This window comes from Pseudomonas sp. Colony2, assembly GCF_019382755.1.
Taxonomy (GTDB): domain Bacteria; phylum Pseudomonadota; class Gammaproteobacteria; order Pseudomonadales; family Pseudomonadaceae; genus Aquipseudomonas.
The window spans coordinates 439,959-464,010 of sequence record NZ_CP080030.1; the positions used below are offsets into that span (position 1 = coordinate 439,959).

25 protein-coding genes are annotated in these 24,052 nt (G+C 61.8%); 6 read left to right on the forward strand and 19 right to left on the reverse strand.

Translation table 11 applies throughout. The annotated features are described in order from the left end of the window. The 9 genes from JV201_RS01810 to ubiE form a co-directional block, all read right to left on the reverse strand. Positions 1-693: 16S rRNA (uracil(1498)-N(3))-methyltransferase (locus JV201_RS01810; RefSeq protein WP_219406433.1), on the reverse strand; the 693-nt coding region annotated here is incomplete at its 3' end. After that, positions 690-1,481, reverse strand: coding sequence for a twin-arginine translocase subunit TatC (gene tatC, locus JV201_RS01815; RefSeq protein WP_219406434.1), 792 nt, complete (start codon positions 1,479-1,481; stop codon positions 690-692). The genes tatC and JV201_RS01810, both read right to left, overlap by 4 nt. Further along, positions 1,478-1,924 (reverse strand): Sec-independent protein translocase protein TatB, encoded by a 447-nt coding sequence (gene tatB, locus JV201_RS01820; protein WP_219406435.1) that lies wholly within the window; start codon positions 1,922-1,924, stop codon positions 1,478-1,480. Before tatB ends, tatC begins: the two co-directional genes overlap by 4 nt. A gap of 10 nt (positions 1,925-1,934) precedes the next feature. Beyond that, a complete protein-coding gene (locus tag JV201_RS01825; RefSeq protein WP_219406436.1) occupies positions 1,935-2,213 on the reverse strand; it encodes a twin-arginine translocase TatA/TatE family subunit in 279 nt (92 codons plus the stop codon). A 25-nt stretch (positions 2,214-2,238) separates the two neighbouring features. Then, the gene (locus JV201_RS01830) at positions 2,239-2,571 is read right to left on the reverse strand and encodes a phosphoribosyl-ATP diphosphatase (protein ID WP_219406437.1); all 333 of its coding nucleotides are present in this window, start codon (positions 2,569-2,571) and stop codon (positions 2,239-2,241) included. A gap of 2 nt (positions 2,572-2,573) precedes the next feature. Beyond that, positions 2,574-2,966, reverse strand: coding sequence for a phosphoribosyl-AMP cyclohydrolase (hisI, locus tag JV201_RS01835; RefSeq protein WP_177049087.1), 393 nt, complete (start codon positions 2,964-2,966; stop codon positions 2,574-2,576). 41 nt (positions 2,967-3,007) lie between these two features. Beyond that, positions 3,008-4,612: a ubiquinone biosynthesis regulatory protein kinase UbiB gene (ubiB, locus tag JV201_RS01840; RefSeq protein WP_219406438.1), complete on the reverse strand. Its 1,605-nt coding sequence runs from the start codon at positions 4,610-4,612 to the stop codon at positions 3,008-3,010. Continuing rightward, entirely contained in the window at positions 4,609-5,232 is a 624-nt protein-coding gene (locus JV201_RS01845) for an SCP2 domain-containing protein (protein ID WP_003209304.1), read from the reverse strand. The genes ubiB and JV201_RS01845 overlap by 4 nt, the downstream gene beginning before the upstream one ends. Continuing rightward, positions 5,232-6,002 (reverse strand): bifunctional demethylmenaquinone methyltransferase/2-methoxy-6-polyprenyl-1,4-benzoquinol methylase UbiE, encoded by a 771-nt coding sequence (ubiE, locus tag JV201_RS01850; RefSeq protein ID WP_003209306.1) that lies wholly within the window; start codon positions 6,000-6,002, stop codon positions 5,232-5,234. Before ubiE ends, JV201_RS01845 begins: the two co-directional genes overlap by 1 nt. Positions 6,003-6,145: 143 nt before the next feature. Between ubiE and JV201_RS01855 the strand changes: the two genes are divergently transcribed. From JV201_RS01855 to JV201_RS01865, 3 genes are all read left to right on the forward strand, one after another. Then, entirely contained in the window at positions 6,146-6,421 is a 276-nt protein-coding gene (locus JV201_RS01855; protein ID WP_008439272.1) for a polyhydroxyalkanoic acid system family protein, read from the forward strand. Positions 6,422-6,526: 105 nt separating this feature from the next. Continuing rightward, on the forward strand, positions 6,527-6,949 hold the full coding sequence (locus tag JV201_RS01860) for a phasin family protein (protein WP_134325603.1): 423 nt from the start codon (positions 6,527-6,529) through the stop codon (positions 6,947-6,949). A 12-nt stretch (positions 6,950-6,961) separates the two neighbouring features. After that, entirely contained in the window at positions 6,962-7,984 is a 1,023-nt protein-coding gene (locus JV201_RS01865; RefSeq protein ID WP_134325604.1) for a phasin family protein, read from the forward strand. 171 nt (positions 7,985-8,155) lie between these two features. On the opposite strand, the gene JV201_RS01870 is transcribed toward JV201_RS01865, so the two are convergent. The 10 genes from JV201_RS01870 to JV201_RS01915 all read right to left on the reverse strand — a co-directional run bounded on the left by JV201_RS01870 (position 8,156) and on the right by JV201_RS01915 (position 21,151). Then, entirely contained in the window at positions 8,156-8,776 is a 621-nt protein-coding gene (locus JV201_RS01870) for a TetR/AcrR family transcriptional regulator (RefSeq protein ID WP_003209312.1), read from the reverse strand. 27 nt (positions 8,777-8,803) lie between these two features. After that, positions 8,804-10,486: a class II poly(R)-hydroxyalkanoic acid synthase gene (gene phaC / locus JV201_RS01875; protein WP_003209314.1), complete on the reverse strand. Its 1,683-nt coding sequence runs from the start codon at positions 10,484-10,486 to the stop codon at positions 8,804-8,806. A 101-nt stretch (positions 10,487-10,587) separates the two neighbouring features. After that, a complete protein-coding gene (gene phaZ, locus JV201_RS01880; protein WP_003209316.1) occupies positions 10,588-11,433 on the reverse strand; it encodes a poly(3-hydroxyalkanoate) depolymerase in 846 nt (281 codons plus the stop codon). A gap of 189 nt (positions 11,434-11,622) precedes the next feature. Then, positions 11,623-13,302 carry a class II poly(R)-hydroxyalkanoic acid synthase gene (phaC, locus tag JV201_RS01885; protein WP_003209318.1) on the reverse strand — a complete coding sequence of 560 codons (1,680 nt, stop codon included), beginning with the start codon at positions 13,300-13,302 and terminating at the stop codon, positions 11,623-11,625. Between the two features lie 249 nt (positions 13,303-13,551). After that, on the reverse strand, positions 13,552-13,929 hold the full coding sequence (locus JV201_RS01890) for a gamma-butyrobetaine hydroxylase-like domain-containing protein (protein ID WP_003209319.1): 378 nt from the start codon (positions 13,927-13,929) through the stop codon (positions 13,552-13,554). A gap of 162 nt (positions 13,930-14,091) precedes the next feature. Further along, positions 14,092-15,429, reverse strand: a complete 1,338-nt coding sequence (hslU, locus tag JV201_RS01895) for an ATP-dependent protease ATPase subunit HslU (RefSeq protein WP_219406439.1) — start codon at positions 15,427-15,429, stop codon at positions 14,092-14,094. 38 nt (positions 15,430-15,467) lie between these two features. Continuing rightward, entirely contained in the window at positions 15,468-15,998 is a 531-nt protein-coding gene (gene hslV, locus JV201_RS01900) for an ATP-dependent protease subunit HslV (protein ID WP_003209323.1), read from the reverse strand. A 256-nt stretch (positions 15,999-16,254) separates the two neighbouring features. Continuing rightward, complete coding sequence (locus JV201_RS01905) at positions 16,255-16,959, reverse strand: SPOR domain-containing protein (protein WP_003209324.1); 705 nt, start codon at positions 16,957-16,959, stop codon at positions 16,255-16,257. A gap of 1 nt (position 16,960) precedes the next feature. Beyond that, entirely contained in the window at positions 16,961-18,697 is a 1,737-nt protein-coding gene (argS, locus tag JV201_RS01910) for an arginine--tRNA ligase (RefSeq protein ID WP_219406440.1), read from the reverse strand. Between the two features lie 234 nt (positions 18,698-18,931). Then, complete coding sequence (locus JV201_RS01915) at positions 18,932-21,151, reverse strand: primosomal protein N' (RefSeq protein WP_008439257.1); 2,220 nt, start codon at positions 21,149-21,151, stop codon at positions 18,932-18,934. Positions 21,152-21,448: 297 nt separating this feature from the next. On the opposite strand from JV201_RS01915, the gene rpmE reads away from it, so the two are divergent. The 3 genes from rpmE (at position 21,449) to JV201_RS01930 (ending at position 23,959) form a co-directional block, all read left to right on the forward strand. Beyond that, positions 21,449-21,679 (forward strand): 50S ribosomal protein L31, encoded by a 231-nt coding sequence (gene rpmE / locus JV201_RS01920; protein ID WP_003209330.1) that lies wholly within the window; start codon positions 21,449-21,451, stop codon positions 21,677-21,679. A 41-nt stretch (positions 21,680-21,720) separates the two neighbouring features. Continuing rightward, entirely contained in the window at positions 21,721-22,509 is a 789-nt protein-coding gene (locus JV201_RS01925) for a thermonuclease family protein (protein ID WP_219407126.1), read from the forward strand. A 181-nt stretch (positions 22,510-22,690) separates the two neighbouring features. Next, positions 22,691-23,959 (forward strand): malic enzyme-like NAD(P)-binding protein, encoded by a 1,269-nt coding sequence (locus JV201_RS01930; RefSeq protein ID WP_003209334.1) that lies wholly within the window; start codon positions 22,691-22,693, stop codon positions 23,957-23,959. The last annotated feature ends 93 nt before the right edge of the window (positions 23,960-24,052 follow it).

Consider the following 24,052-nt stretch of genomic DNA (forward strand, 5'->3'; position numbering starts at 1 on the left):
GAGCAGCGCGGTGACGGCGGTTTCGACTCTCAGGATGCGCGCGCCGAGTTGCACCGGCTGCAACCCGGCCTTGGCCAGCAGGTCCACCTCGTAGGGAATCCAGCCGCCTTCCGGCCCGATCGCCAGGGTGACCGGCTCATCCAGCCCGCGAGGGCAGGGCGGATAGTCGCCAGGGTGACCAATCAGGCCGAGGGTGCCTTGCGCCATGGCGGGCAGGCGGTCTTCGACGAATGGCTTGAAGCGCTTTTCGATCACGATCTCGGGCAGCACCGTGTCCCGGGCCTGTTCCAGGCCGAGGATCAATTGCTCGCGAATCGCTTCCGGCTCCAGGAACGGCGTCTGCCAGAAGCTCTTTTCCACGCGATAGCTGTTCACCAGCACCACCCGCGGCACGCCCATGGACGCCACGGTTTGCAGCACCCGGCGGAGCATTTTCGGGCGGGGCAGGGCCAGCAGCAGGGTCAGGGGCAGTTTGGCCGGCGGCGGCTGGTCGAAGGTCACTTCCAACTCGGCTTCCCGGGCTTCCAGGCGCAGCAACTGCGCGTTGCCCATCAAGCCGCCAATCCGTCCGACCCGCAGGCTGTCGCCTACGGCGGCACGGTGGACTTCCTGCATATGCACCAGGCGCCGATCACGCAGCACCACCCGGTCGGCCGCGATAAAGTCGGCCTCCTCAAGCAGCAGCAGGTTCACGGCTGGGTCGCTGGCGGCTGGTCGTCGTCGGCGGGTTGGTCATCCGGGTGATCGCCACGCTTGCTCACCAGGCTGCCGAACAGAATGCCAATCTCGAACAGCATCCACATGGGTACGGCCAGCAGGGTCTGGGAGAAGATGTCCGGCGGGGTCAGGATCATGCCRACCACRAAGCAGCCKATGAYCACGTACGGRCGRATCTTCTTCAKGTAYTTGACGTCKACSAYGCCGATCCACACCAGCAGCACCACGGCCACCGGGATTTCGAACGCCACGCCGAAGGCGAAGAACAGCGTCATCACGAAGTCGAGGTAGCTGGTGATGTCGGTCATCATCTCTACGCCGGCCGGGGTGGCGGCGGCGAAGAACTTGAAGATCAGCGGGAACACCAGGAAGTAGGCAAAAGCCATCCCGGTGTAGAACAGCAGGATGCTCGACACCAGCAGCGGCACGGCGATGCGTTTTTCATGCTTGTACAGGCCCGGCGCGATAAAGCCCCAGATCTGATGCAGGATCACCGGGATCGCCAGGAACAGCGAAACCATCATCGTCAGCTTCAACGGCGTGAGGAACGGCGATGACACGTCGGTGGCGATCATCGTCGCGCCGGCCGGCAGGTAATTGCGCAGCGGCGTGGAGACGAAGGTGTAGATCTGCTGGGTGAAGGCAAACAGCCCGGCAAAGATGATGAAGATCGCCGCGACACAGCGCAGCAGGCGGGTGCGCAACTCGGTGAGGTGCGAGACCAGTGGCATGTGCTGGTCGGTTTCCGGTTTATCAGCGCTCATGGGGCTCGCGGCGGCAATGTAGGGTCGTGGGGCGCGGGCGACACGGCAGGTGTCGGCGCGGGTTCGGTCGGGGTCACGGGCGCAGTGGGCGCAGGCCCGACGGCGTGCACGGGTTCAGCGACCGGTGCAGACGCGGGTGCGGCGGGCGGAGCAATCGAATGCTCGGCCACAGGCTCGACCGGCTTGGGCGTTTCCTGCACCGGCGAGAGAATCTTCCGTGCCTCCTGCTCCAACGACAGAATGTGTTCGTTGTGCAGTTGCCGGCGAATCTCGTCGGCGCCGATTTCCCGTTCAACTTCCTGTTTGATGGCGTTGAAACTGCGTTTCAGGCGCCCGATCCACAGGCCGGCCGTGCGCGCGGCACCGGGCAGGCGTTCCGGCCCCAGTACCAGCAGGGCCACGAGGCCGACGAGCAGCAGTTCAGAGAAGCTGATACCAAACATTATTCAGTACTCACGAGTCTTTTTGGTTCTGCTCTTTGACGTGCTCGGCCTGCACGTCGAAGGTGCGACGTTCAGTGATCGGCTGAGTGGCCTGCGGGTGTACAGGCTGCGCCGGTGGCACCGGATTGACGGCCGGGTCGGCAGGCTTTTCGTCGTCGTTCATGGCYTTGCGAAASCCCTTGATCGAYTCACCGACRTCGGTRCCSAGGKTYTTSAGTTTCTTGGTGCCGAAMACCARYACRACSACCACMAGAATGACGATCCAGTGTTTCCAGTCAAAAATGCCCATGCTGCAATTCCTCTGTAAAAGTTGGTCAGACGGACGGGCGCGAGGCCTTTTCGGCATGCCCGGACAAGCCGAAGCGACGGTCCAGTTCATCAAGCACTGCCTGTGGATGCTGCCCCAGTTGGGCGAGCATGACCAGACTGTGGAACCACAAGTCGGCAGTTTCGTAGATCACGTCGCTGCAGTCGCCGCTGATTTGCGCGTCCTTGGCCGCAATAATCGTCTCGACGGCTTCTTCGCCGAGTTTTTCCAGGATCTTGTTCAGACCCTTGTGGTACAGGCTGGCGACGTAGGAGCTGTCGGCGTCCGCGCCTTTGCGGTCTTCCAGCACCTGGGCCACACGGTTGAGGGTATCGCTCATGTTCAGTGTCCTGGCGAATAGATAGCGTGCGGGTCTTTGAGCACGGGCTCGACGGTCTTCCACTCGCCGTTCTGGAACACGCGGTAGAAGCAGCTGTGACGGCCGGTGTGACAGGCGATATCGCCGATCTGCTCGACCTTGAGGATCACCACATCGGCATCGCAGTCGATGCGCATCTCATGCAGGGTTTGCACGTGCCCGGACTCTTCGCCCTTGCGCCACAGTTTGCCACGGGAACGTGACCAGTAGATGGCGCGGTTCTCGGCGGCGGTCAGGCTCAGGGCCTCGCGGTTCATCCAGGCCATCATCAGCACGCGCCCGGTCTTGTAGTCCTGGGCAATGGCCGGCACCAGGCCGTCACTGTCCCACTTGATCTCGTCCAGCCAGTCTTTCATTTTCGGCTCCGGCAATTTGCGACAGTGTATAACCGGATTGGCTATCGACGCACGATCAGATACACGCCCACCGCGACCATGATGCCGGCCGGCCAGTGGCCCAGTTCGTTCAGCGGCCCGCCGGCGGCCAGTATCGTACCGCCCACCAGGTGCGCGGCACCCAGCAGGCGCAGGAACCAGTCGTCCTTGCGCTTGTGCCACGGCGGTGCCGGGTCCTGGGCGTGGGGCTGGGACATGCGCTCCAGCAGGTCGCGGGTCATGTTGGCCAGGTGCGGCAGTTGCTCGACCTGGCTTTGCAGGTTGCCCAGCAGGGTTTTCGGGCTGATACGGTCCCGCATCCAGCGCTCGAGGAACGGCTGGGCGGTGTTCCACAGGTCGAGGTCCGGGTACAGCTGGCGGCCCAGGCCTTCGATGTTCAGCAGGGTCTTTTGCAACAGTACCAACTGCGGCTGCACTTCCATATTGAAGCGCCGCGCCGTCTGGAACAGACGCATCAGCACCTGACCGAAGGAAATATCCTTTAACGGTTTTTCAAAGATCGGCTCGCACACAGTGCGGATCGCCGCTTCGAATTCGTTGAGCTTGGTTTCGGCCGGCACCCAGCCCGAATCGATGTGCAACTGCGCCACGCGGCGGTAGTCACGCTTGAAGAAAGCGAACAGGTTGCGCGCCAGGTAATCCTGGTCTTCCGGGGTCAGGCTGCCGACGATGCCGCAGTCGATCGCAATGTACTGCGGGCTCCACGGGTTCACGGTGCTGACGAAAATGTTGCCGGGGTGCATGTCGGCGTGGAAGAAGCTGTCGCGGAACACCTGGGTGAAGAAAATTTCCACGCCGCGCTCGGCAAGCATCTTCATGTCGGTGCGCTGGTCGGCCAGGGTCGCCACGTCGGTGACCTGCACGCCGTAGATGCGTTCCATCACCAGCACTTTCGGGCGGCACCAGTCCCAATAGACTTGCGGCACGTACAGCAGCTGCGAGCCTTCGAAGTTGCGCTTGAGCTGGCTGGCATTGGCCGCTTCGCGCAGCAGGTCGAGTTCGTCGTAGATGGTTTTTTCGTAGTCCAGCACCACGTCCACCGGGTGCAGCAGGCGTGCATCGGCAGAAAAGCGCTCGGCGGCGCGGGCAAGGATGAACAGCCACGCCAGGTCCTGGCCGATGATCGGCTTGAGGCCCGGGCGGATCACCTTCACCACCACTTCTTCGCCGCTTTTCAGTTGCGCGGCATGCACCTGGGCCACCGAGGCCGAGGCCAGCGGCGCGATGTCGAAGCGGCTGAAGACTTCGCTGATCTTCTTGCCCAGTTGCTCTTCAATCAGCGTGACCGCCAGTTGCGAGTCGAACGGCGGCACGCGGTCCTGCAACAGCATCAGTTCGTCGGCGATGTCTTCGGGCAACAGGTCGCGGCGGGTCGAGAGGATCTGCCCGAACTTGATGAAGATCGGCCCCAGGTCCTGCAACGCCAGGCGCAGGCGCGCGCCACGGCTCAGCTCGAGGGTTTTGCGCGGGAACCAGCGCCACGGCAGCACATAGCGCACCGCCAGCAGAAACCACGGCAGCGGCAGGGCGAACAGCAGGTCATCGAGGCGGTAGCGGATTACGACGCGCTGGATACGAAACAAACGGCGGACGGCGAGCAGCTTCATGCGTTATCGCTTGAATCAAGGGAGCGGCTCAGGCGCTCGAAGCGCGCCTCAAGTCGTTCCAGGTCGAGTTTGGCCTGGTCGAGTTCGCGAAAGCGCGCTTCCGCTTCCCGTTGTCCGACCAGGGTGCGCGATTCTTCGCTCAGGTATTCGGCGAGGTTCTGGTTCAGGCTGGCGAAACCCTGCTGGTACCAGCGCGTGCGGCTGCGCAGATGACCGCTGATCAGTTGGGTGGCCACCGGGCCGAGCCAACGTGACAGCTCGTATTCCCAGTCCAGTTCCAGGTCTTGCAGCACGGCGGCCAGGTCCATCAGCACCGCGCTGTCGCCTTCAAGTTCCACGTCCGGGCCGTGGAGGATCGCCGTCTTGTCCCGGCTCAGGGCCAGGCGCAGCAGGCTTGAGCCGGAAGCACGCAGGGTGCAGTCGGCGTCGGCGGCCCAGTGGGACGCCAGCAACAGGCCTTCATCGCTGGGCAGGATAAACAGCTGCAAGGCGGGGCTGGTGCAGTCGACGGCGATGATCCTGCCGTTCAGGTGCGCCAGCCGTGCCAGGGCGGTGCTGTCCAGGCGCAGTACACGGTTGAGGCCGTGTTCGACGCTGGCGAGAAGGCCTGCGAACAGCATCAGGGCTTGATGCCGCGGTGCAGGGCGACGATGCCCGAGGTCATGTTGTGGTAGGTCACGCGGTCGAAACCGGCCTCTACCATCATCGACTTCAGGGTTTCCTGGTTCGGGTGCATGCGGATCGATTCGGCCAGGTAGCGGTAGCTTTCGGCGTCATTGGTGATCAGCTTGCCCATCAACGGCATGAAGGCGAACGAGTAGGTGTCGTAGACCTTGGACATCAGTGCGTTGGTCGGCTTGGAGAACTCCAGCACCAGCAGGCGACCGCCGGGCTTGAGTACGCGCAGCATCGAGCGCAGTGCGTCTTCCTTGTGGGTCACGTTACGCAGGCCGAAGGCGATGGTCACGCAGTCGAAGTGGTTGTCCGGGAACGGCAGCTTTTCAGCGTCGGCCTGGACGAACTCGATATTGCCCGCCACACCTTTGTCCAGCAGGCGATCACGACCGACCTTAAGCATCGAGCCGTTGATGTCGGCCAGTACCACCTGCCCGGTGGGGCCCACCAGCTTGGAGAACTTGGCGGCCAGGTCGCCCGTGCCGCCTGCGATATCCAGCACACGGTTGCCGGTGCGTACACCCGACAACTCAATGGTGAAGCGCTTCCACAGGCGGTGCATGCCGCCGGAGAGCACGTCGTTCATCAAGTCGTACTTGGCGGCGACCGAGTGGAACACCTCGGCGACTTTTTCCGCTTTCTGGCTTTCCGGGACGTTCTTGAAGCCGAAGTGAGTGGTGGGTTCGGCATCGCTGCCTTTGCGCTGATCAGTCATATCGCTGTCACCAAAAGAGAATGGGGGCATTCTAATCCCCAAGGCATGCTTTGTCTTGGCAAGGCTGAAGGTAAGATAGGTGGTCACCGAGACCTTTTGCCGCATGGCGGGTCGACAAGTCTCTATAACGAGGAGTCATTCAAATGGCCCGTATACAGGTTGAACGTGCCCACACACTGGGCAAAGACGCTGCCCGAGAAAAAGCCGACAAGTTGGCGAGCAAACTCAAGGAGCAATATGGCCTGGAGTCTTCCTGGGCCGGCGACACACTGAACCTCAAACGTTCGGGCGTTAAAGGCACCGTGAAAGTGGCGGAAGATTCCCTGCGGATTGAAGTCGAACTGGGCCTGTTGATGTCGGCCATGAGTGGCACCATCAAGTCCGAAATCGAGAAGGCACTGGATAAAGCCCTGGCCTGATTTGCGACCTTCTTAGGGTGCCGATTCTAATTTTTCTGCCTACTTTGTGCCCAAGCCCCCAACTTCTGTGGGCAGTTCCTCCCCCCTTTATGCGTGAGGTGCACCATGGCCAAAGTTATTTTGAAGAAAAAAATTGCTACCGGAACTAACGCCCTGACTGACGTTAAATCCTATGCCCGCAAGATCTGGCTGGCCGGTTTGGGGGCTTACGCCAAGGTCGGAAGCGAGGGCGCCGAGTACTTCAAAGAGCTGGTTAAGACTGGTCAACATGTTGAAACTAAAGGCAAAAAAGTTGTGATTGAACAACTTGATGCAGCCAACAGTCAGATTGATCAAGTCAAGAGCGAAGTCTTCGGCGTCAAAGGTCGAGTCGAAGTGCAACTGGATAAAGTTGAAAGCGCTTTTGATAGTCGTGTTGGAAGTGCCTTGAATCGGATCGGCATTCCGTCTAAACATGACGTGGAGACACTCTCTGCTAAGCTCGATGAGCTGACGGCATTGCTCGAACGTGTCGCGCGTAAACACTAAGGAGACAACGGGATGGCTGGTAAAAAGACTACTGATAAAGAAGGCAGCTCGTGGATCGGGGAAGTTGAAAAATACTCCCGCAAGATCTGGCTGGCCGGTTTAGGCGTGTACTCGAAGGTGAGCAGTGACGGCGGTAAATACTTCGAGACCTTGGTTAAGGACGGCGAGAAGGCCGAGAAGTTGACCAAGAGCACAGTGGGTAAACAAGTCGATGCGGCAAAGGCTTCCGCCGGTTCTGCCAAATCACGTATCAGCGACAAGTGGGGCGAACTGGAAGGGGCTTTTGACAAGCGCCTGAACAGTGCCATTTCGCGACTGGGCGTACCTAGCCGTACTGAAGTGAAAGCGCTGCACAGCAAGGTCGATACCTTGACCAGGCAAATCGAAAAACTCACTGGCCTTAAAGCTGCGCCAGTTGCGGCTAAAACTGCAGCGGCTAAACCGGCTGCCAAGCCTGCCGCAAAAACTGCCGCGGCCAAGCCTGCTGCTAAAACCGCCGCTAAACCGCTGGTCAAGGCCGCCGCCAAACCGGCAGCCAAGCCAGCCGCCAAGGCGCCGGCCAAAGCTGCTGCAAAACCGGCTGCCAAGCCTGCGGCGAAAACCGCAGCGGCTAAACCGGCCGCCAAGCCTGCCGCTAAACCAGTGGCCGCTAAAGCAGCTGCAAAACCTGCGGCGAAACCTGCAGCCAAGCCGGCAGCAAAAGCAGCAGCCAAGCCAGCGGCGAAAACCGCTGCCGCCAAACCTGCTGCTGCCAAGCCTGCTGCCAAGCCAGCCGCTGCGAAACCTGCAGCCAAGCCGGTTGCTGCCAAACCCGCCGCCAAGCCTGCGGCTGCAAAACCTGCAGCGGCCAAGCCAGCTGCAAAACCGGCTGCGGCGAAGAAGCCTGCCGTAGCCAAAAAGCCAGCAGCGCCGAAGCCAGCGGTAGCGGCCAAGCCTGCAACTGCAGCGCCGGCGACCAACTCGGTCACGCCACCGACGCCTGCTGCTACCCCGACTGCAACGCCGGCAACCCCGACGCCTACCAGTCAGTCCTGATTTTTACGGGACACATAAAAACGCCCGGCCTGCGAAGGTCGGGCGTTTTTTATGGAATCTACAGAACAACACAAATCCACTGTAGGAGCGGGCTTGCTCGCGAAAGCGGTGGATCAGTCACACATGTGCTGACTGACACTCCGCTTTCGCGAGCAAGCCCGCTCCCACATTTTAGTCCGCGTCGTCCAGGTAGCGCAGCGCCAACCTCTCTGTCGCCAGCCTCGCCGGCATCAGCAGATGCGGGGCCACCAGCATCATGATCTGGTACACCACCACCCGCACTTCACCTTCTCGGTCGAGAATCCGCTGGTAGTCCAGGGAAAACAGCAAGGTCATGGTGATCTGTTCCACCAACTGCCCCAGCGCCTGGGTTTCACTGACCAGTTGCCCATCCGTCTTGAGGCGGGCCAGCAACGAGGCCAGCGTGCGCTTGAGCGCCGTCAGCAGGTTGCGGATGCCCTTGGCCAGTTTCGGCAAGCGGCCCGCCAGGTTCGACAGGTCCTGGAACAGAAACCGATAGTGCGCCATGCGCTCCACGATCAGGTGCAGGAACAGCCAGTAATCCTCGGCCGCCAGTTGTGCGTCTTCCGGCGGATCGAGCAACGGCGCCAATTCGTTTTGAAAGCGCTCGAACAGACCGAGCACCAACGGTTCCTTGCCATGGAAGTGGTAATAGAGATTGCCGGGGCTGATCCCCATTTCATTGGCCACCTCCATGGTCGACACGTTCGGCTCGCCCTTGTGGTTGAACAACTGCAAGGCACATTCAAGGATACGGTCGCGGGTCTTCATCCAGTCTTCTTAAAGTCGTCGTGGGGCTCAGCGGACTCGCACATAGGTGCCCGGCGCCGCTTCCATCGGTGGGTAATTCTGGTTGCCCAGGGCGGTCAGTGTTTCGCGCTGCACACCGGAGCGCTGCTGGATCCACGCCAGCCAGTTGGGCCACCAGCTGCCCTCGACATGATTGGCGTCGTAGTACCAGGCGCGCGGGTCGCTGCTCAGCTTGAGGTTCTCGACGTAGTTGGCCTTGGGGTTGCCTGGCGGGTTGAGGATGCTCTGGACATGCCCGCTGTTGGACAGAATGAAGCGCTTGTCGCCGCCCAGCAGCTGGGTGGAGCGGTACACCGCGTCCCACGGCGTGATGTGGTCGTTGATGCCGCCCACGCTGAAGCTGTCCACCGTGACCTTCTGCAAGTCGACAGGCGTGCCGCACACCTCCAGGCCGCCGGGATGGCTCAGCGGGTTGTGCTTGAAGAAGTCCAGCAAGTCGCCATGCAGCGCGGCGGGCAGGCGGGTGTTGTCGTTGTTCCAGTACAGGATGTCGAAGGCCGGCGGTTCCTTGCCCAGCAGGTAGTTGTTGATCCAGTAGTTCCAGATCAGGTCGTTGGGACGCATCCAGGCGAATACCTTGGCCATGTCCCGGCCGTCGAGTACGCCTTGCTGGTAAGAGCGGCGCTTGGCGGCTTCCAGCGTCTGTTCGTCGGCGAACAGGGTGGCGGGGCTGTCGATCTGGCTGTCCAGCAGGCTCACCAGGTAGCTGGCGCTGGAGATGCGGCGCAGCTGGCGCTTGGCCTGCAGATGGCCTTGCAGCGCGGCGATGGTCAGGCCACCGGCGCAGGCGCCCATCAGGTTGACCTCGCGGGCGCCGGTGATTGCGCGGGTTACGTTCAGCGCTTCTTCCAAAGCCGCGACGTAGGTGGACAAGCCCCATTCGCGGTGGCGTACATCCGGGTTGCGCCAGCTGACCATAAACACTTGCAGGCCATTTTTCAGGGCGAACTGGACGAAGCTGTTGTTCGGGCTCAGGTCGAAAATGTAGTACTTGTTGATTTGCGGCGGCACCACCAGCAGCGGCTTGGCGTACTGTTTTTCGCTCATGGGCTTGTACTGGATCAGCTCCAGCAGTTCATTGCGAAACACCACCGAACCGGGTGTGGTGGCCACCGTCTTGCCGACTTCAAAGGCCTGCTTGGTGACCTGGCGCGGCAAGCCGTTGTTGTGCAGCAGGTCGTCGAACAGGTTGCTGACGCCACGCACCACGCTGTTGCCGCCGGAGTTGAGCAGCTCCTTGATCGCCAGCGGGTTGAGCAGGGTGTTGGATGGCGACACCGCATCGTTGAGCAGGGCAAAGGCAAAGTGCGCCCGCGCCCGGTCGTCGGCGCTGAGGTTGCTGTCGTCGATCCAGTGGCGGGTCTGTTTTTGCCAGCTCAGGTAGGCTTGCAGGCTGCGCCGATAAAACGGGTTGAGCTGCCAGGTCGGGTCGGCGAAGCGGCTGTCCTTCGGGTTCGGCTCGTGCACCGTTTCCCCGAGCAGCACGCGGCCCAATTGCCCGCCCAACTTCAAGGCGTGGCGGGCGGTGTGCACCGGATTGCGCAAGCCGTGTGCGGCGACGCTGCGCAGGGTCGAGAGCAAATCCCGGCCGCGCAGGCCGGTGATCGCACTTTCAATATTGATGAACGCGGCGGGTGTGGGCACCGGGTTCGATACGGGTCTTTCTCGCATGCGCCAACACTCCTTCGTCAAGCCATCAACAAGCACGCCAATTCAGAACCATAGTCGGTTCTGGCCAAGTTGCGCGGCGCGGTCGTCCTGACCGCCGCCGTCTAAAGTGCGGGTTGCGGGTGAATCACCGCCCTCAGGCGTTCCTCCTGGAGAAACTTCATGATGATCGGCGCCACGGCCTCGGCCCGGGTAATCAGGAACAGATGGCCGTCGTCGATGATGTGCAGTTGGGCGTTGGGAATGCGCCAGGCCAGCATGCGCATGTTGATCAGCGGGATCAGCGGGTCGTCGTCGCCGGCCAGCACCAGGGTCGGTTGCTTGATCTTGTGCAGCCAGTGGATGCTGGTCCAGCCAAGCCCGGCGAACAGTTGCCAGTAGTAACCCAGCTTGCCCGCCGAACGCACTTTGCTCGCGTGTTCGGCGGCCAGTTTCGAATCCCGACGGAAGGAGCCGCCGTAGATCATCGGTGCAATGCGCACCACGTGGGACGGTTGGATATAACGCCGGGGGCTGGCCATCAGCCACAAGACTTTCGGCTTGCCCGGCACCATGAAGGCACCGGCGGCGGTGGCGGCCAGAATCAGCTTCTTGCAGCGTTCCGGATAGTCATAGGCGAACTGCTGCGCCAGCGCGCCGCCCCAGGAAACGCCCACCGCGTTGACCTGGCCATAGTCCAGGTAATCGAGCATGCGCGCGGTGAGTTTGGCCAGGCCGGGAAAGCGATAAGGCCGGCTGGGGGTCGACGAGCCGCCGACGCCTGGCACATCAAAGGCAATCACTTCCAGGTCCGGGTCCAGGGCCTGGACGAACGGAAACACCAGCTCAAGGTTGGCGCCGATGCCATTGAAAATCAGCAGCGGCGTCAAGTGAGGCTTGCCCGGGCGTACCGCCGTGCGGATAGCTTGGCCATCCAGGTCGATGGTACGGAAGATGAACGGTTGCGGCATGGGCTTACCCTGCAAAGTGGCGCGCTATTCCCTGTCGGAACTCGGTCAGTGTGGGAGCGGCGGTGCGACGATTCGACTTGCTCGCGAAGGCGGTGAATCCGTCTCTAGATGCATCAACTGACACACCCCCTTCGCGAGCAAGCCCGCTCCCACAGTTGATACCGTTCCAGTCACAAAAGTGTGTGTGCTTTATCGTTCATGTACATAAGTGCCCGGCGCCGCTTCCGCCGCTGCATAAGTCTTGTTGCCCAGGTTCGCAGGCGCCTTCTTCAACTTGCCCGACCGCTCCGCCTGCCACGCCTGCCAATGCAACCACCACGAATCGGTGTGCTTGGTGGCGTTCTCCTGCCAGTCCAGGGCCTTGCCCGGCATCGTATCGCTGGTCTGGTAACGCGACTTGGGATTGCCCGGCGGGTTCAGAATGCTCTGGATATGCCCGCTGCTGGACAGCACAAACTCCACCTTGCCGCCAAACAGCTGCGCCGACTTGTAGCAGGACTGCCACGGTGTGATGTGGTCGTTGGTGCCGGCCAAAGAATAAATATCGGCAGTGACCTGCTTCAGGTCGATCGGCGTGCCGCACACTTCCAGGGCATTGGCCCGCACCAAGGGATTGTTCTTGAACAGTTCGATCAGGTCGCCATGGAACGCGGCCGGCAAGCGGGTGGTGTCGTTGTTCCAGAACAGGATGTCGAACACCGGTGGCTCGTTGCCCAGCAGGTAGTTGTTGACCCAGTAGTTCCAGATCAGGTCATTGGGGCGCATCCAGGCAAACACCTTGGCCATGTCGCGGCCTTCCAGCACACCGGCCTGGTAGGAATGGCGCTTGGCTGCTTCCAGGGTCTGTTCGTCGACGAACAACGCCACCTGGGTGTCCAGGGTGGTGTCCAGCACGCTCACCAGCAGGGTCAGGGCGTTGACCTTCTTCTCGCCCAGCGCCGCGTAGTGGCCCAGCAGGGCGGTGCAGGTGATGCCGCCGGAGCAGGCGCCGAGCATGTTGATGTCTTTGCTGCCGGTGATCGCGCTCACCACATCGACCGCTTCTTTCAGCGCCTCGATGTAGGTCGACAGGCCCCACTCGCGCTGGGCCTTGGTCGGGTTGCGCCAACTGACGATAAACGTCTGCTGGTTATTGCGCAGGCAGAAGCGCGCCAGGCTCTTGTCCGGGCTCAGGTCGAATACATAGAACTTGTTGATCTGCGGCGGCACCACCAGCAGCGGACGTTCGTGCACCTGCTCGGTGATCGGCCGGTATTGGATCAGCTCCAGCACATCGTTGCGAAACACCACGGCGCCTTCGGTGGTGCCCAGGCTCTTGCCCACTTCAAAGGCGCCCATGTTGACCTGGCTCGGCATGCCGCCGTTGTGCACCATGTCCTTGGCCAGGTGGGACAGGCCATCCAGCAGGCTCTTGCCGCCGGTTTCAAAGAAGCGTTTGACCGCCGCCGGGTTGGCTGCGCTGTTGGTGGGCGCCATGGCCTCGGTCATCAGGTTGATGACGAAGTGGCCGCGGCTGATGTCGTGTTCCGACAGGTTGCTGTCACCGATCCAGTCGTGCAGCTCCTTGCGCCACGCCAGGTAGGTTTGCAGGTAACGTTTGTAGAGCGGGTTCTGAGTCCACGCCGGGTCGTTGAAACGACGGTCGTCGGCCTCGGGTGTCAGCTGTGATTTGCCGAACACCACGTTCTTCAATTCGACGCCGAAATGGGCGACATGCTTGACGCTGTGCAACGGTTGTTTGATGGCCTGGGTCAGCACCATCCGAGCGGATGCCAGTAAATCCTTTTTCCGTAACGCGATGATCGGGTTCAGCCCCAGGGTGTTTTCCGAGGCCTGGCGTTTCAAGTCATCGTTGTTCTTGTTACTCATCTACGACGCTCCATTGTCCGACAGACGAGTACCGGGTACCGCTGTGTACCACTACTTGCCACACAGCACAGCCTGGTACTACTGCTCGGGTGACCGTTAATACCGCATCGTCAAATGCAGGGAACTTGCCAGTTCCATTGGTTACCCGAGTTTAATTTTTTTCGCAAGCGGGCCAATCGTTGGCCACGACAGAGGGGCATTCAAGCAGATGGAATTAGAAAATGCCCACTAATGAGCAAGAGGCCTGGGCTAGAGCATCAGCCGCACGACCGACTGGCTCGGGTCGCGGGTTTTTCCGGCGGCTTTCAGCTCGGCAAGATAGTCAGCCCACAGCGCGTCCTGACGCACGGCAAGTTGATAGAGGTAGTCCCAGGTGAACAATCCGCTGTCATGGCCATCGTCGAAGGTCAATTTCAGTGCGTATTGGCCGGCGGGTTCGATCTTGGTCAAGCCGACATTGAGCTTGCCGAATTGCAGGATCGGTTTGCCGTGGCCCTGGACCTCGGCGGAGGGGGAGTGCACGCGAAGGAATTCGGCGGGCAGTTGATACACCTCGTCAGGACCGTAGGTGAGGCCCAGGGTCCTGGAGGCTTTGTGCAGGTTGATGGCGGTAGGCAGTTTGGTCATTTGGGGAACCGCTCAGAGATGATCCTGAAGGAACCGGCTTTAAACTGTGGGAGCGGGCTTGCTCGCGAATGCGGTGGGTCAGTTCATGCAATTGTGACTGACCCACCGCATTCGCGAGCAAGCCCGCTCCCACATTAAAGCAGAGCGGTTCCTGCGTGAGGCTTACAGGATATAACGAGACAGATCTTCGTTCTGCGCCAATTCGCCCAAGTGGTTGTTGACGTAGTCGGCGTCGATCTTGATTGCCACGCCATTCTGCGCGCCCGCCATGTCGCCGGCACTGAAGGACACTTCCTCCAGCAGGCGCTCAAGCAGGGTGTGCAAGCGACGGGCACCGATGTTCTCGGTCTTCTCGTTGACCTGCCAGGCAATCTCCGCCAGACGCTTGATACCGTCCGGCAGGAACTCAATCCCCAGGCCTTCGGTTTTCAGCAGCTCGCGGTATTGCTCGGTCAGCGACGCATGCGGCTCGCTGAGGATGCGTTCGAAGTCGCCCGGCGTCAGCGCTTTCAGCTCAACGCGAATCGGCAGACGGCCTTGCAGCTCCGGCACCAGGTCACTTGGCTTGCTCAGGTGGAACGCACCGGACGCGATAAACAGGATGTGGTCGGTCTTGACCATGCCCAGCTTGGTGTTGACGGTGCAGCCTTCGATCAGCGGCAGCAGGTCGCGCTGCACGCCTTCGCGGGACACGTCGACGCCGCCGGAATTGCCGCGCTTGGCCACCTTGTCGATCTCGTCGATAAACACGATGCCGTGCTGCTCGACTGCTTCCAGGGCCTTGGCCTTGAGTTCTTCCTCATTGACCAGGCGCCCGGCCTCTTCGTCACGCACCAGTTTCAGCGCTTCCTTCACCTTGAGCTTGCGGCTTTTCTTCTTGCCCTTGCCCATGTTGGCGAACAGGTTCTGCAACTGGCTGGTCATTTCTTCCATGCCAGGCGGTGCGGAGATGTCGACGCCGGACACTTCGGCGACTTCGATCTCGATTTCCTTGTCGTCCAGCTGGCCTTCACGCAGGCGCTTGCGGAACAGCTGGCGGGTGTTGGAATCCGAGCTCGGTGCGGCGTCTTCGTTGAAGCCCATGCGTGCCGGTGGCAGCAGGGCGTCGAGGATGCGTTCTTCGGCGGCGTCTTCGGCGCGATGGCTGACCTTGGTCATTTCCTGTTCGCGCAGCAGCTTCAGGGCAGCGTCGGCCAGGTCACGAATGATCGACTCGACGTCACGGCCCACATAGCCCACTTCGGTGAACTTGGTGGCTTCGACCTTGATGAACGGAGCATTGGCCAGCTTGGCCAGGCGCCGGGCGATCTCGGTTTTACCGACACCGGTCGGGCCGATCATCAGGATGTTCTTGGGGGTTACTTCAACGCGCAATTCTTCGGGCAGTTGCATCCGGCGCCAGCGGTTACGCAGGGCGATGGCAACGGCGCGCTTGGCATCGTCCTGGCCGATGATATGGCGATTGAGTTCATGGACGATTTCGCGGGGAGTCATGGACATAGTAATTGGCGGTCCTCAAGCGGGAATAAGCCTGCGGCTTATTCGGCGAGGTCCTGCTCCTCAATGGTCAGGTTGTGGTTGGTGAAGACACAGATGTCGCCAGCGATACCCAGGGCCGTCTCGACGATTTCCCGGGCCGACAGGTCGGTTTTCTTCAGCAGGGCGCTGGCCGCCGCTTGTGCGTAGCCGCCGCCGGAGCCCATGGCGATCAGGCCTTCTTCGGGTTCAACCACGTCGCCGTTGCCGGTGATGATCAGCGAGGCGTCTTTGTTGGCGACGGCCAACATGGCTTCCAGGCGGCTGAGGGAGCGGTCGGTGCGCCATTCTTTGGCGAGTTCGACGGCGGCACGGACCAGATGGCCCTGGTGCTTCTCAAGTTGGCCTTCAAAGCGCTCGAACAGGGTAAAGGCGTCAGCGGTGGCGCCGGCGAAACCGGCGAGGACCTGGCCGTGGTACAGGCGACGGACTTTTTTCGCGTTGCCTTTCATCACGGTATTGCCAAGTGAAACCTGGCCGTCGCCGCCCATGACGACTTTGCCGTGGCGGCGAACTGAAACGATGGTGGTCAAGGGGAGAGTCTCCACGCTGCGGGGCGAAAATGCCCTGATGGAACTCATATGGGGGTGGCGGGGGGGATTTCAACTGTAGGACGGGAGGGCGGACGAGTGGTGTTTATGTGTCGGACTCGGTCCTGAGGCCGATGAAAATCAAATGTGGGAGCGGGCTTGCTCGCGAATGCGGTGTGTCAGTCACCTAAAATATTGACTGATCTGGCGCATTCGCGAGCAAGCCCGCTCCCACATTAACCCGATGCTGTTTCCGGAATCAGCGGCTCTGGCGTTGTTGTAACAACAGGTTGCTAAACCCGGCGCCGGCCAGTTGTTTCTGAGCCACGGTCAGCTGTTCACGGTTGCTGAACGGCCCTACCAGTACGCGATACCAGGTCGCGTCCTTCACAGTGCCCGACTCCACCGTCACCGCCTGCCCCAACAGAATAATCTGCGCGCGTACCCGGTCCGCATCCGCCTGTTTCGGGAACGAGCCCGCCTGCAGGAAGAACTTGGTCACCGGCGCGGCCTTGGTGGTGGCAACCGGCGGCGGTGGCGGCGGGGTAATCCCGGCCAACGCAGCCTGGGCCCGGGCCGTGTCGATCTTCGCTGCTTCCGCCGGGGTAACCGGCGTAGTCGGCACCGGCTGCGGCGTCGGCAGGGTTTTCTCCGGCACGGCGTCCGGCGGCACGATCACTTCCGATTCCGGCAGCAGCGTGTAGAAGTCGTACTTCGGCTTCACCGGCGCAGTCGGGCTAGGCGGTGTCTTGTTCGCCTCGGCCATTTTCGTGGCCTTCTGCTGTTCTTGCTTGACCCGTTTGACGTCATCGCCCTTGCCCGGGTCAAGCTTCATCAGGAACACCACAAACGCGCCGACCGTCAGGCCGATGGCCATCCACAACCAGCCCGGAATAGGCTTCTTCGCCGGTGCCTGGTAGCGGCTGGCGCCGCGCTTGGGTGCAGGTTTTTTCTTGGCAGCCAACTTACATACGCTCCAGAGTTTCCAGGCCCAACAATTCCAGGCCTTGCTTGAGGGTCCGTCCTGCCAGTGCGGCGAGGCGCAGGCGGCTCTGCTTTTGGGCTTCGTCGTCTGCGGTCAGGATCGGGCAGTTCTCGTAGAAGCTGGAGAACAAACCGGCGACTTCGTACAAATAGGTGCAGAGGATGTGCGGTGTGCCTTTTTCGCCGACGCTGTTCAGCACTTCGCCGAATTGCGCCAGTTTGGCGGCCAGTTCCTGCTCGTGTGGCGCCTCAAGGTTGATCTGGCCTTCGACTTCGCTGAAGTCCTTGCCCAGCTTGCGGAACACACCGGCCACCCGCGTGTAGGCATACAGCAGGTACGGCGCGGTGTTGCCTTCGAAGTTGAGCATCAATTCGAAGTTGAAGCTGTAGTCGCTGGTGCGGTGCTTGGACAGGTCGGCGTATTTCACCGCACCAATCCCCACGACGCGGGCGATGTTGCGCAGGTCGGCTTCGGCCAGCTCCGGGTTCTTTTCCTTCACCAGGTTGTAGGCGCGGTCCTGGGCTTCGTTCAGCAGGTCGATCAGCTTCACGGTGCCGCCGTCACGGGTCTTGAACGGGCGGCCATCGGCGCCGTTCATGGTGCCGAAGCCCATGTGCTCCATCTGCATCGGATGGGTCACGAAACCGGCGCGGCGCGCCACTTCGAACACTTGCTGGAAGTGCAGGGCCTGGCGCTGGTCAACGAAATACAGGGCACGGTCGGCTTTCAGCACGCCGCTGCGGTAGCGCACGGCGGCGAGGTCGGTGGTGGCGTAGAGGTAGCCGCCATCGGCCTTGACGATGATCACCGGCAGCGGGTCGCCGTCGGCGGTCTTGAATTCTTCGAGGAACACGCACTGCGCGCCGTTGCTTTCAACCAGCAGGCCCTTGGCCTTGAGGTCGTTGACCACGTTGATCAGGTCGTCGTTGTAGGCGCTTTCGCCCATCACGTCGGCCATGGTCAATTTGACGTTGAGCAGCTCGTAGATTTCCTGGCAGTGGGACAGCGAGATCTCGCGGAAGCGGCCCCACAGTTTCAGGCATTCGGCATCGCCGGCTTGCAGCTTGACCACCAGGCCACGGGCGCGGTCGGCGAATTCTTCGGATTCGTCGAAACGCTTCTTGGCGGCGCGGTAGAAATTCTCCAGGTCCGACAGCTCGTTGCTGGTGATCGGGTTTTCCTGCAGATAGGCCATCAGCATGCCGAACTGGGTACCCCAGTCGCCCACGTGGTTCTGGCGGATCACGTCATCGCCGAGGAACTCCAGGACCCGCGCCACGCCGTCACCGATGATGGTGGAGCGCAGGTGGCCCACGTGCATTTCCTTGGCCAGGTTCGGTGCCGACAGGTCGATGGCCACGCGCTGTGCCGGGCCGGCCTTGCGCACGCCGATTTTCGCGTCGGCCAGGGCCGCGTCCAGGCGCGAAGCCAGGGCCTGGGTGTTCTGGAAGAAGTTGATGAAGCCTGGGCCGGCGATTTCAGCCTTGGTCACCTGCGGGTCGGCCGGCAGCGCGGCGATGATTTTTTCCGCCAGGTCGCGCGGCTTCAGGCCGGCCGGCTTGGCCAGCATCATCGCGATGTTGCTGGCGAAATCACCGTGGGTCTTGTCGCGGGTATTTTCCACCTGGATCGCCGGCGTCAGGCCTTCAGGCAACACACCTTCGTTGACGAGTTGGGTGAGGGCTTGTTGGATCAGCTGGCGAATGGTGTCTTTCATGGTGTTCTCTTTCGACCGCAAGCGGTGGCGCGCGATGCGCAGGTGGAAAAACTGGGCATTATCCGTGGCGAGGGCGGGCTTGCCAACCTTCGCGGGACCTTGACGGACGATTAACCTGTGGCGAGGGAGCTTGCTGTGGCGAGGGAGCTTGCTCCCGCTGGAGTGCGTAGCGCTCCCGGCTTTTTTGGGGCTGCTACGCAGCCCAGCGGGAGCAAGCTCCCTCGCCACAGGGGGTTAGTACAAATCTACCGGGTCTACGTCCAGCGACCATCTCACCTGGCGACCACTGGGCATTTGCTCCAGCGCAAGTAACCAGCTGCTTAATAAACGATGCAGCGGCGCTCGGGCACTGGCTTGCAAGAGTAGCTGGGCGCGGTAGCGCCCGGCGCGGCGTTCCATCGGTGCTGGCACCGGGCCCAATAGCTCGATGCCGGTCAGACCCAGTTCCCCCAGCAAACGTTCAGCCTCGCTGCACGCTTCATCCAGGAAACCTTCGGCCTGCCCCGGCTTGTGCGCTTCGGCCCGCAGCAGCGCCAGATGCGCAAACGGTGGCAAACCTGCCGAGCGTCGCTCGCTCAAGGCCTGTTCGGCGAAGGCAAAGTAGCCTTGTTCTGTCAGTTGAATCAGCAGCGGGTGGTCGGCCAGGTGCGTCTGGATGATCACTTTGCCCGGCTCTTCGGCCCGCCCGGCCCGGCCTGCGACCTGCACGATCAACTGCGCCATGCGCTCGCTGGCGCGAAAATCCCCGGAGAACAGCCCGCCGTCGGCATCCAGGATCGACACCAGGGTCACCCGTGGGAAGTGATGCCCTTTGGCAAGCATCTGCGTGCCCACCAGAATGCACGGCTGGCCCTTCTGGATCGTGGCGAACAACTGATTCATCGCGTCCTTGCGCGAGGTGCTGTCGCGGTCGACCCGCAGCACCGGGTAATCCGGGAACAGGATGCCCAGTCGTTCTTCGGCGCGCTCGGTGCCCGCGCCCACCGGTCGCAAGTCGACTTTGCCGCACTGCGGGCAGTGCCGCGGCACCCGCTCCACATGGCCGCAGTGATGGCAGCGCAACTCGCCGGAGCGCTGGTGCACGGTCATTCGCGCATCGCAGCGATTGCACTCGGACATCCAGCCGCAGTCGTGGCACAGCAGCGTCGGCGCAAAACCCCGGCGGTTGAGGAACACCAGCACTTGCTGGCCCGCCGCGAGGGTTTGCCCGATGGCTTGCTGCATCGGCCCGGAAATGCCGCTGTCCAGCGGGCGACTTTTTACATCCAGGCGCAGGAAGCGGGGTTGCTTGGCACCGCCGGCACGTTCATTGAGACGCAGCAGGCCGTAGCGCCCGGTGTAGGCGTTGTGCAGGCTTTCCAAGGAAGGCGTGGCCGAGCCCAGCACAATCGGGATGTTTTCCTGGCGGGCACGCACCAGCGCCAGGTCGCGGGCGTGGTAGCGCAGGCCTTCCTGCTGTTTATAGGAGCCGTCGTGTTCTTCGTCGATGATGATCAGCCCGGGATTTTTCATCGGGGTGAACAGCGCCGAACGGGTGCCGATAATAATGTCGGCCTCGCCGTCCCGGGCGGCGAGCCAGGATTCCAGGCGCTCGCGGTCGTTGACCGCCGAGTGCACCAGGGCGATGCGCGCGTTGAAACGCTGCTCGAAACGCGCCAGGGTTTGCGGGCCGAGGTTGATCTCGGGGATCAGCACCAGTGCCTGTTTGCCGGCTTCGAGGGTTTCGCGGATCAGTTGCAAATAGACTTCGGTCTTGCCGCTGCCGGTGACGCCGGCCAGCAGGAACGCGTGGAAGCTGTCGAAGCCGGCGCGAATTGCCTCGTAGGCGGCGCGTTGTTCGGGGTTGAGCGGCAGTTCCGGCTGGGCCAGCCAGTGTTCGTGGCGCTCGCCGGGGGCGTGCTTGCGGATTTCCACCTGCACCAGGCCTTTGGCGAGTAGCAAATCCAGGCTGTCCTTGCTCAGCATCAGCTTGCTTAACAGCTGATGGGCGACGCCGTGGGGATGCTGGGCCAGGGTTGCCAGGGCTTCACGCTGGCGCGGGGCGCGGGCGATGCGCGGGTCGTCCATGCGCGCCCCCGGGACCATCGACCAGAAACGCTCCTGGCGCGCCTCGGCCAGTTCGCCCTGGCGCAACAGCACCGGCAGCGCCCAGCTCAAGGTGTCGCCGAGGCTGTGCTGGTAATACTGCGAGGTCCACAGGCACAGCTTGAACAGCGCGGGCGGCAGCGGCGGCGTGCTGTCGAGGATGGCCACGGCGGGCTTGAGCTTCTCGGCGGGCACTTCGCTGTGATCGGCGACCTCCACCAGGATGCCGATCATCTCCCGCCGGCCAAACGGTACCCGTACGCGCATGCCGGGCTGCAACTGCGACCGCAATACGCCGGCAGGGGCCCGATAATCGAACAGGCGGCGCAGGGGCGAGGGCAGGGCGAGGCGCAAAATGGCGTCGGGCACGCGGGGGTTCTCATATGGCGGGCGGCGAAGAAGGGCGGGAGCCTAGCAGACCAGCGGTGGATGTGGGAGCCGGGCTTGCCCGCGATAGTATCGACACGGTGCACCTGAGGCACCGCCGCGTCTGCATCGCGGGCAAGCCCGGCTCCCACAGGGCCTTGTGTATGCCGCGCTTTTCTGATGAAAGGGGCCGTTGTGCTTCTTGCGCGTTTAAAAAGGTCTGGTAGAATCCGCGGCCTAATTACGTGCGGTATTCAACAATAGTGTTGATTGGCGGCACGCTAGCCTGAGGAATACACCATGAAAGCCGATATCCATCCAAACTATGTTGCCATCGACGTTACCTGCAGCTGCGGTAACAAGTTCGAAACCCGTTCGACTTTCGGCAAAGCTCTGCCAATCGACGTGTGCAACGAGTGCCACCCGTTCTACACCGGTAAGCAGAAGACTCTGGATGTTGGCGGCCGTGTTGACCGCTTCAAGACCCGCTTCGGTGCTTTCGGCGCTAAAGCTGCTCCTAAAGCCGAGTAAGGCTGGTCCGCTTGGATGGCCTGTATGGCTTGTCCTCGCTGATGAAAAAGGCGTCCCTTGTGGGCGCCTTTTTTGTGTCTGCGATTTGGCTGGCGCCCGCCCAGGCCGAGGTATTCTGCCCGGCGCCCGGCGATGTCGCGACCTTCGACGTGCAGCGGGTAGTGGATGGTGACACCGTGCGCCTCAAGGATGGCCGCAGCATACGCATGATCGGCGTCAATGCCCCGGAAACCGGCAAGCAGGGGCGCACTGACGAGCCCTTCGCCGTGGCTGCTCGCGAGCGCCTGCAAAGTCTGGTGGACGCGAGCGGTGGGCGCGTTGGCGTGGTGCCCGGACGGGAGAGCAAGGACCGTTACGGCCGCACCCTGGCCCATCTCTACGGTGCCAATGGAGCAAATCTGGAAGCGCAGTTGCTCGCCGAAGGCCTTGGCTTCCAGGTGGCGGTCGCGCCGAATGTGGAACTGGTAGCCTGCCAGCAAGCCGCCGAACGCAGCGCCCGGCAGGCCCGGCTGGGGGTGTGGCGCCAGTCACCGGTGGTCGATGCGGCGAAGATCCGGCGCTCGGGCTTTGCCGTGGTCCACGGCCGAGTGAACAAAATCGAACGCAATCGCGGCGGAGTCTGGATTGAGTTGCAGGGCTCACTGGTACTGCGCATTGCACCCAATCTGGTGGGCCGATTCGACAGTGCACTGTTGAAGGGTTTGCAGGGCCAGTCCATCGAAGCCCGCGGCTGGGTGCTGGACCGCTCCCGACGCGGCGGCCTGGAAAAGGGCCAGGCACGCTGGCTGTTGCCACTGACCGATCCCGGCATGCTCGAGCAGGCGCCGTAAGAAAAAATTGTAGACATTTTTCAGGTCGATTGTGAACAGTTGAGCCCTTGTATCCCGTGGCTCTTGGCCAAAAGTCGTAGGGCAGGGCCCTTGACACCTGTGACTGCCCAGTCTTGTGGGGACTTTGCGACACGCGTATCCTCGGCGGTCCGTCGACCAACAGTAAAAGCGGAATGCCGATATGTCTGATTTGAAAACTGCCGCTCTCGAATATCATGCCCATCCTCGTCCAGGAAAGCTGAGTGTAGAGCTCACCAAAGCCACTGCCACCGCCCGCGACCTGTCGCTGGCCTACAGCCCTGGCGTTGCCGAGCCCGTACGTGAAATCGCCCGCGATCCTGAACTGGCCTACAAGTACACCGGCAAAGGCAACCTGGTTGCAGTGATCTCTGATGGCACCGCGATCCTCGGCCTGGGTAACCTCGGCCCATTGGCTTCCAAGCCAGTCATGGAAGGTAAGGGCGTGCTGTTCAAGCGCTTCGCCGGCATTGACGTATTCGATATCGAAGTCGATTCCGAGAGCCCGCAGGCTTTCATCGACACCGTAAAGCGCATCTCCATCACCTTCGGTGGCATCAACCTGGAAGACATCAAGGCACCTGAGTGCTTCGAGATCGAAAAGGCCCTGATCGAACAGTGCGACATCCCGGTATTCCACGATGACCAGCACGGCACCGCGATCGTTACCGCGGCCGGCATGATCAACGCCCTGGAAATCGCCGGCAAAACCCTTGGCGAAGCCAAGATCGTTTGCCTGGGCGCCGGCGCCGCGGCCATCTCCTGCATGAAGTTGCTGGTGAGCATGGGCGCCAAGCTGGAAAACATCTACATGGTCGACAGCAAGGGCGTTGTGCAGTCCGAGCGTACCGACCTGAACCAGTACAAGGCGATGTTCGCGCATCCGTCCTCCAAGCGTACCCTGGCTGATGCCCTGGACGGTGCAGACGTGTTCGTTGGCCTGTCCGGCCCGAACCTGCTGAGCGCCGAAGGCCTCAAGTCCATGGCGGCCAACCCGATCGTGTTCGCGTGCTCCAACCCGGATCCGGAAATCTCCCCGGAGCTGGCCCACGCCACCCGTAGCGACGTGATCATGGCCACCGGCCGTTCGGACTACCCGAACCAGGTCAACAACGTACTGGGCTTCCCGTTCATCTTCCGTGGTGCCCTGGACGTTCGCGCCAAGCGCATCAACGAAGAGATGAAAGTCGCGGCCGCCAACGCCCTGCGCGAACTGGCCAAACTGCCGGTTCCTCAGGAAGTGTGCGACGCCTACGGCGGCATCAAGCTGGAATTCGGTCGTGAGTACATCATCCCGAAACCAATGGACAAGCGCCTGATCACCCTGATCTCCGATGCCGTGGCCAAAGCCGCAATCGAGACGGGTGTGGCCACCCTGCCGTATCCGAAGAACTACCCGCTGCAAAGCGTGGATGATGTGTTCAACGGCTAAGCCGTTGTAGCGCACCACCAAAAAGCCCCGGCTCTTGCGAGTCGGGGCTTTTTTTGTGGCTGGCAATTGGCTCGAGCCTGGCGGTGATCCAAC

Bases quoted from the DNA above. Each gene is read 5' to 3' on its own strand.
- tatB (WP_219406435.1), bottom strand. From the start codon at position 1,924: ATGTTTGGTATCAGCTTCTCTGAACTGCTGCTCGTCGGCCTCGTGGCC.
- JV201_RS01830 (WP_219406437.1), bottom strand. From the start codon at position 2,571: ATGAGCGATACCCTCAACCGTGTGGCCCAGGTGCTGGAAGACCGCAAA.
- hisI (WP_177049087.1), bottom strand. From the start codon at position 2,966: ATGAAAGACTGGCTGGACGAGATCAAGTGGGACAGTGACGGCCTGGTG.
- ubiB (WP_219406438.1), bottom strand. From the start codon at position 4,612: ATGAAGCTGCTCGCCGTCCGCCGTTTGTTTCGTATCCAGCGCGTCGTA.
- JV201_RS01845 (WP_003209304.1), bottom strand. From the start codon at position 5,232: ATGCTGTTCGCAGGCCTTCTCGCCAGCGTCGAACACGGCCTCAACCGT.
- ubiE (WP_003209306.1), bottom strand. From the start codon at position 6,002: ATGACTGATCAGCGCAAAGGCAGCGATGCCGAACCCACCACTCACTTC.
- JV201_RS01855 (WP_008439272.1), top strand. From the start codon at position 6,146: ATGGCCCGTATACAGGTTGAACGTGCCCACACACTGGGCAAAGACGCT.
- JV201_RS01860 (WP_134325603.1), top strand. From the start codon at position 6,527: ATGGCCAAAGTTATTTTGAAGAAAAAAATTGCTACCGGAACTAACGCC.
- JV201_RS01865 (WP_134325604.1), top strand. From the start codon at position 6,962: ATGGCTGGTAAAAAGACTACTGATAAAGAAGGCAGCTCGTGGATCGGG.
- JV201_RS01870 (WP_003209312.1), bottom strand. From the start codon at position 8,776: ATGAAGACCCGCGACCGTATCCTTGAATGTGCCTTGCAGTTGTTCAAC.
- phaC (WP_003209314.1), bottom strand. From the start codon at position 10,486: ATGCGAGAAAGACCCGTATCGAACCCGGTGCCCACACCCGCCGCGTTC.
- phaZ (WP_003209316.1), bottom strand. From the start codon at position 11,433: ATGCCGCAACCGTTCATCTTCCGTACCATCGACCTGGATGGCCAAGCT.
- phaC (WP_003209318.1), bottom strand. From the start codon at position 13,302: ATGAGTAACAAGAACAACGATGACTTGAAACGCCAGGCCTCGGAAAAC.
- JV201_RS01890 (WP_003209319.1), bottom strand. From the start codon at position 13,929: ATGACCAAACTGCCTACCGCCATCAACCTGCACAAAGCCTCCAGGACC.
- hslU (WP_219406439.1), bottom strand. From the start codon at position 15,429: ATGTCCATGACTCCCCGCGAAATCGTCCATGAACTCAATCGCCATATC.
- argS (WP_219406440.1), bottom strand. From the start codon at position 18,697: ATGAAAGACACCATTCGCCAGCTGATCCAACAAGCCCTCACCCAACTC.
- rpmE (WP_003209330.1), top strand. From the start codon at position 21,449: ATGAAAGCCGATATCCATCCAAACTATGTTGCCATCGACGTTACCTGC.
- JV201_RS01925 (WP_219407126.1), top strand. From the start codon at position 21,721: ATGAAAAAGGCGTCCCTTGTGGGCGCCTTTTTTGTGTCTGCGATTTGG.
- JV201_RS01930 (WP_003209334.1), top strand. From the start codon at position 22,691: ATGTCTGATTTGAAAACTGCCGCTCTCGAATATCATGCCCATCCTCGT.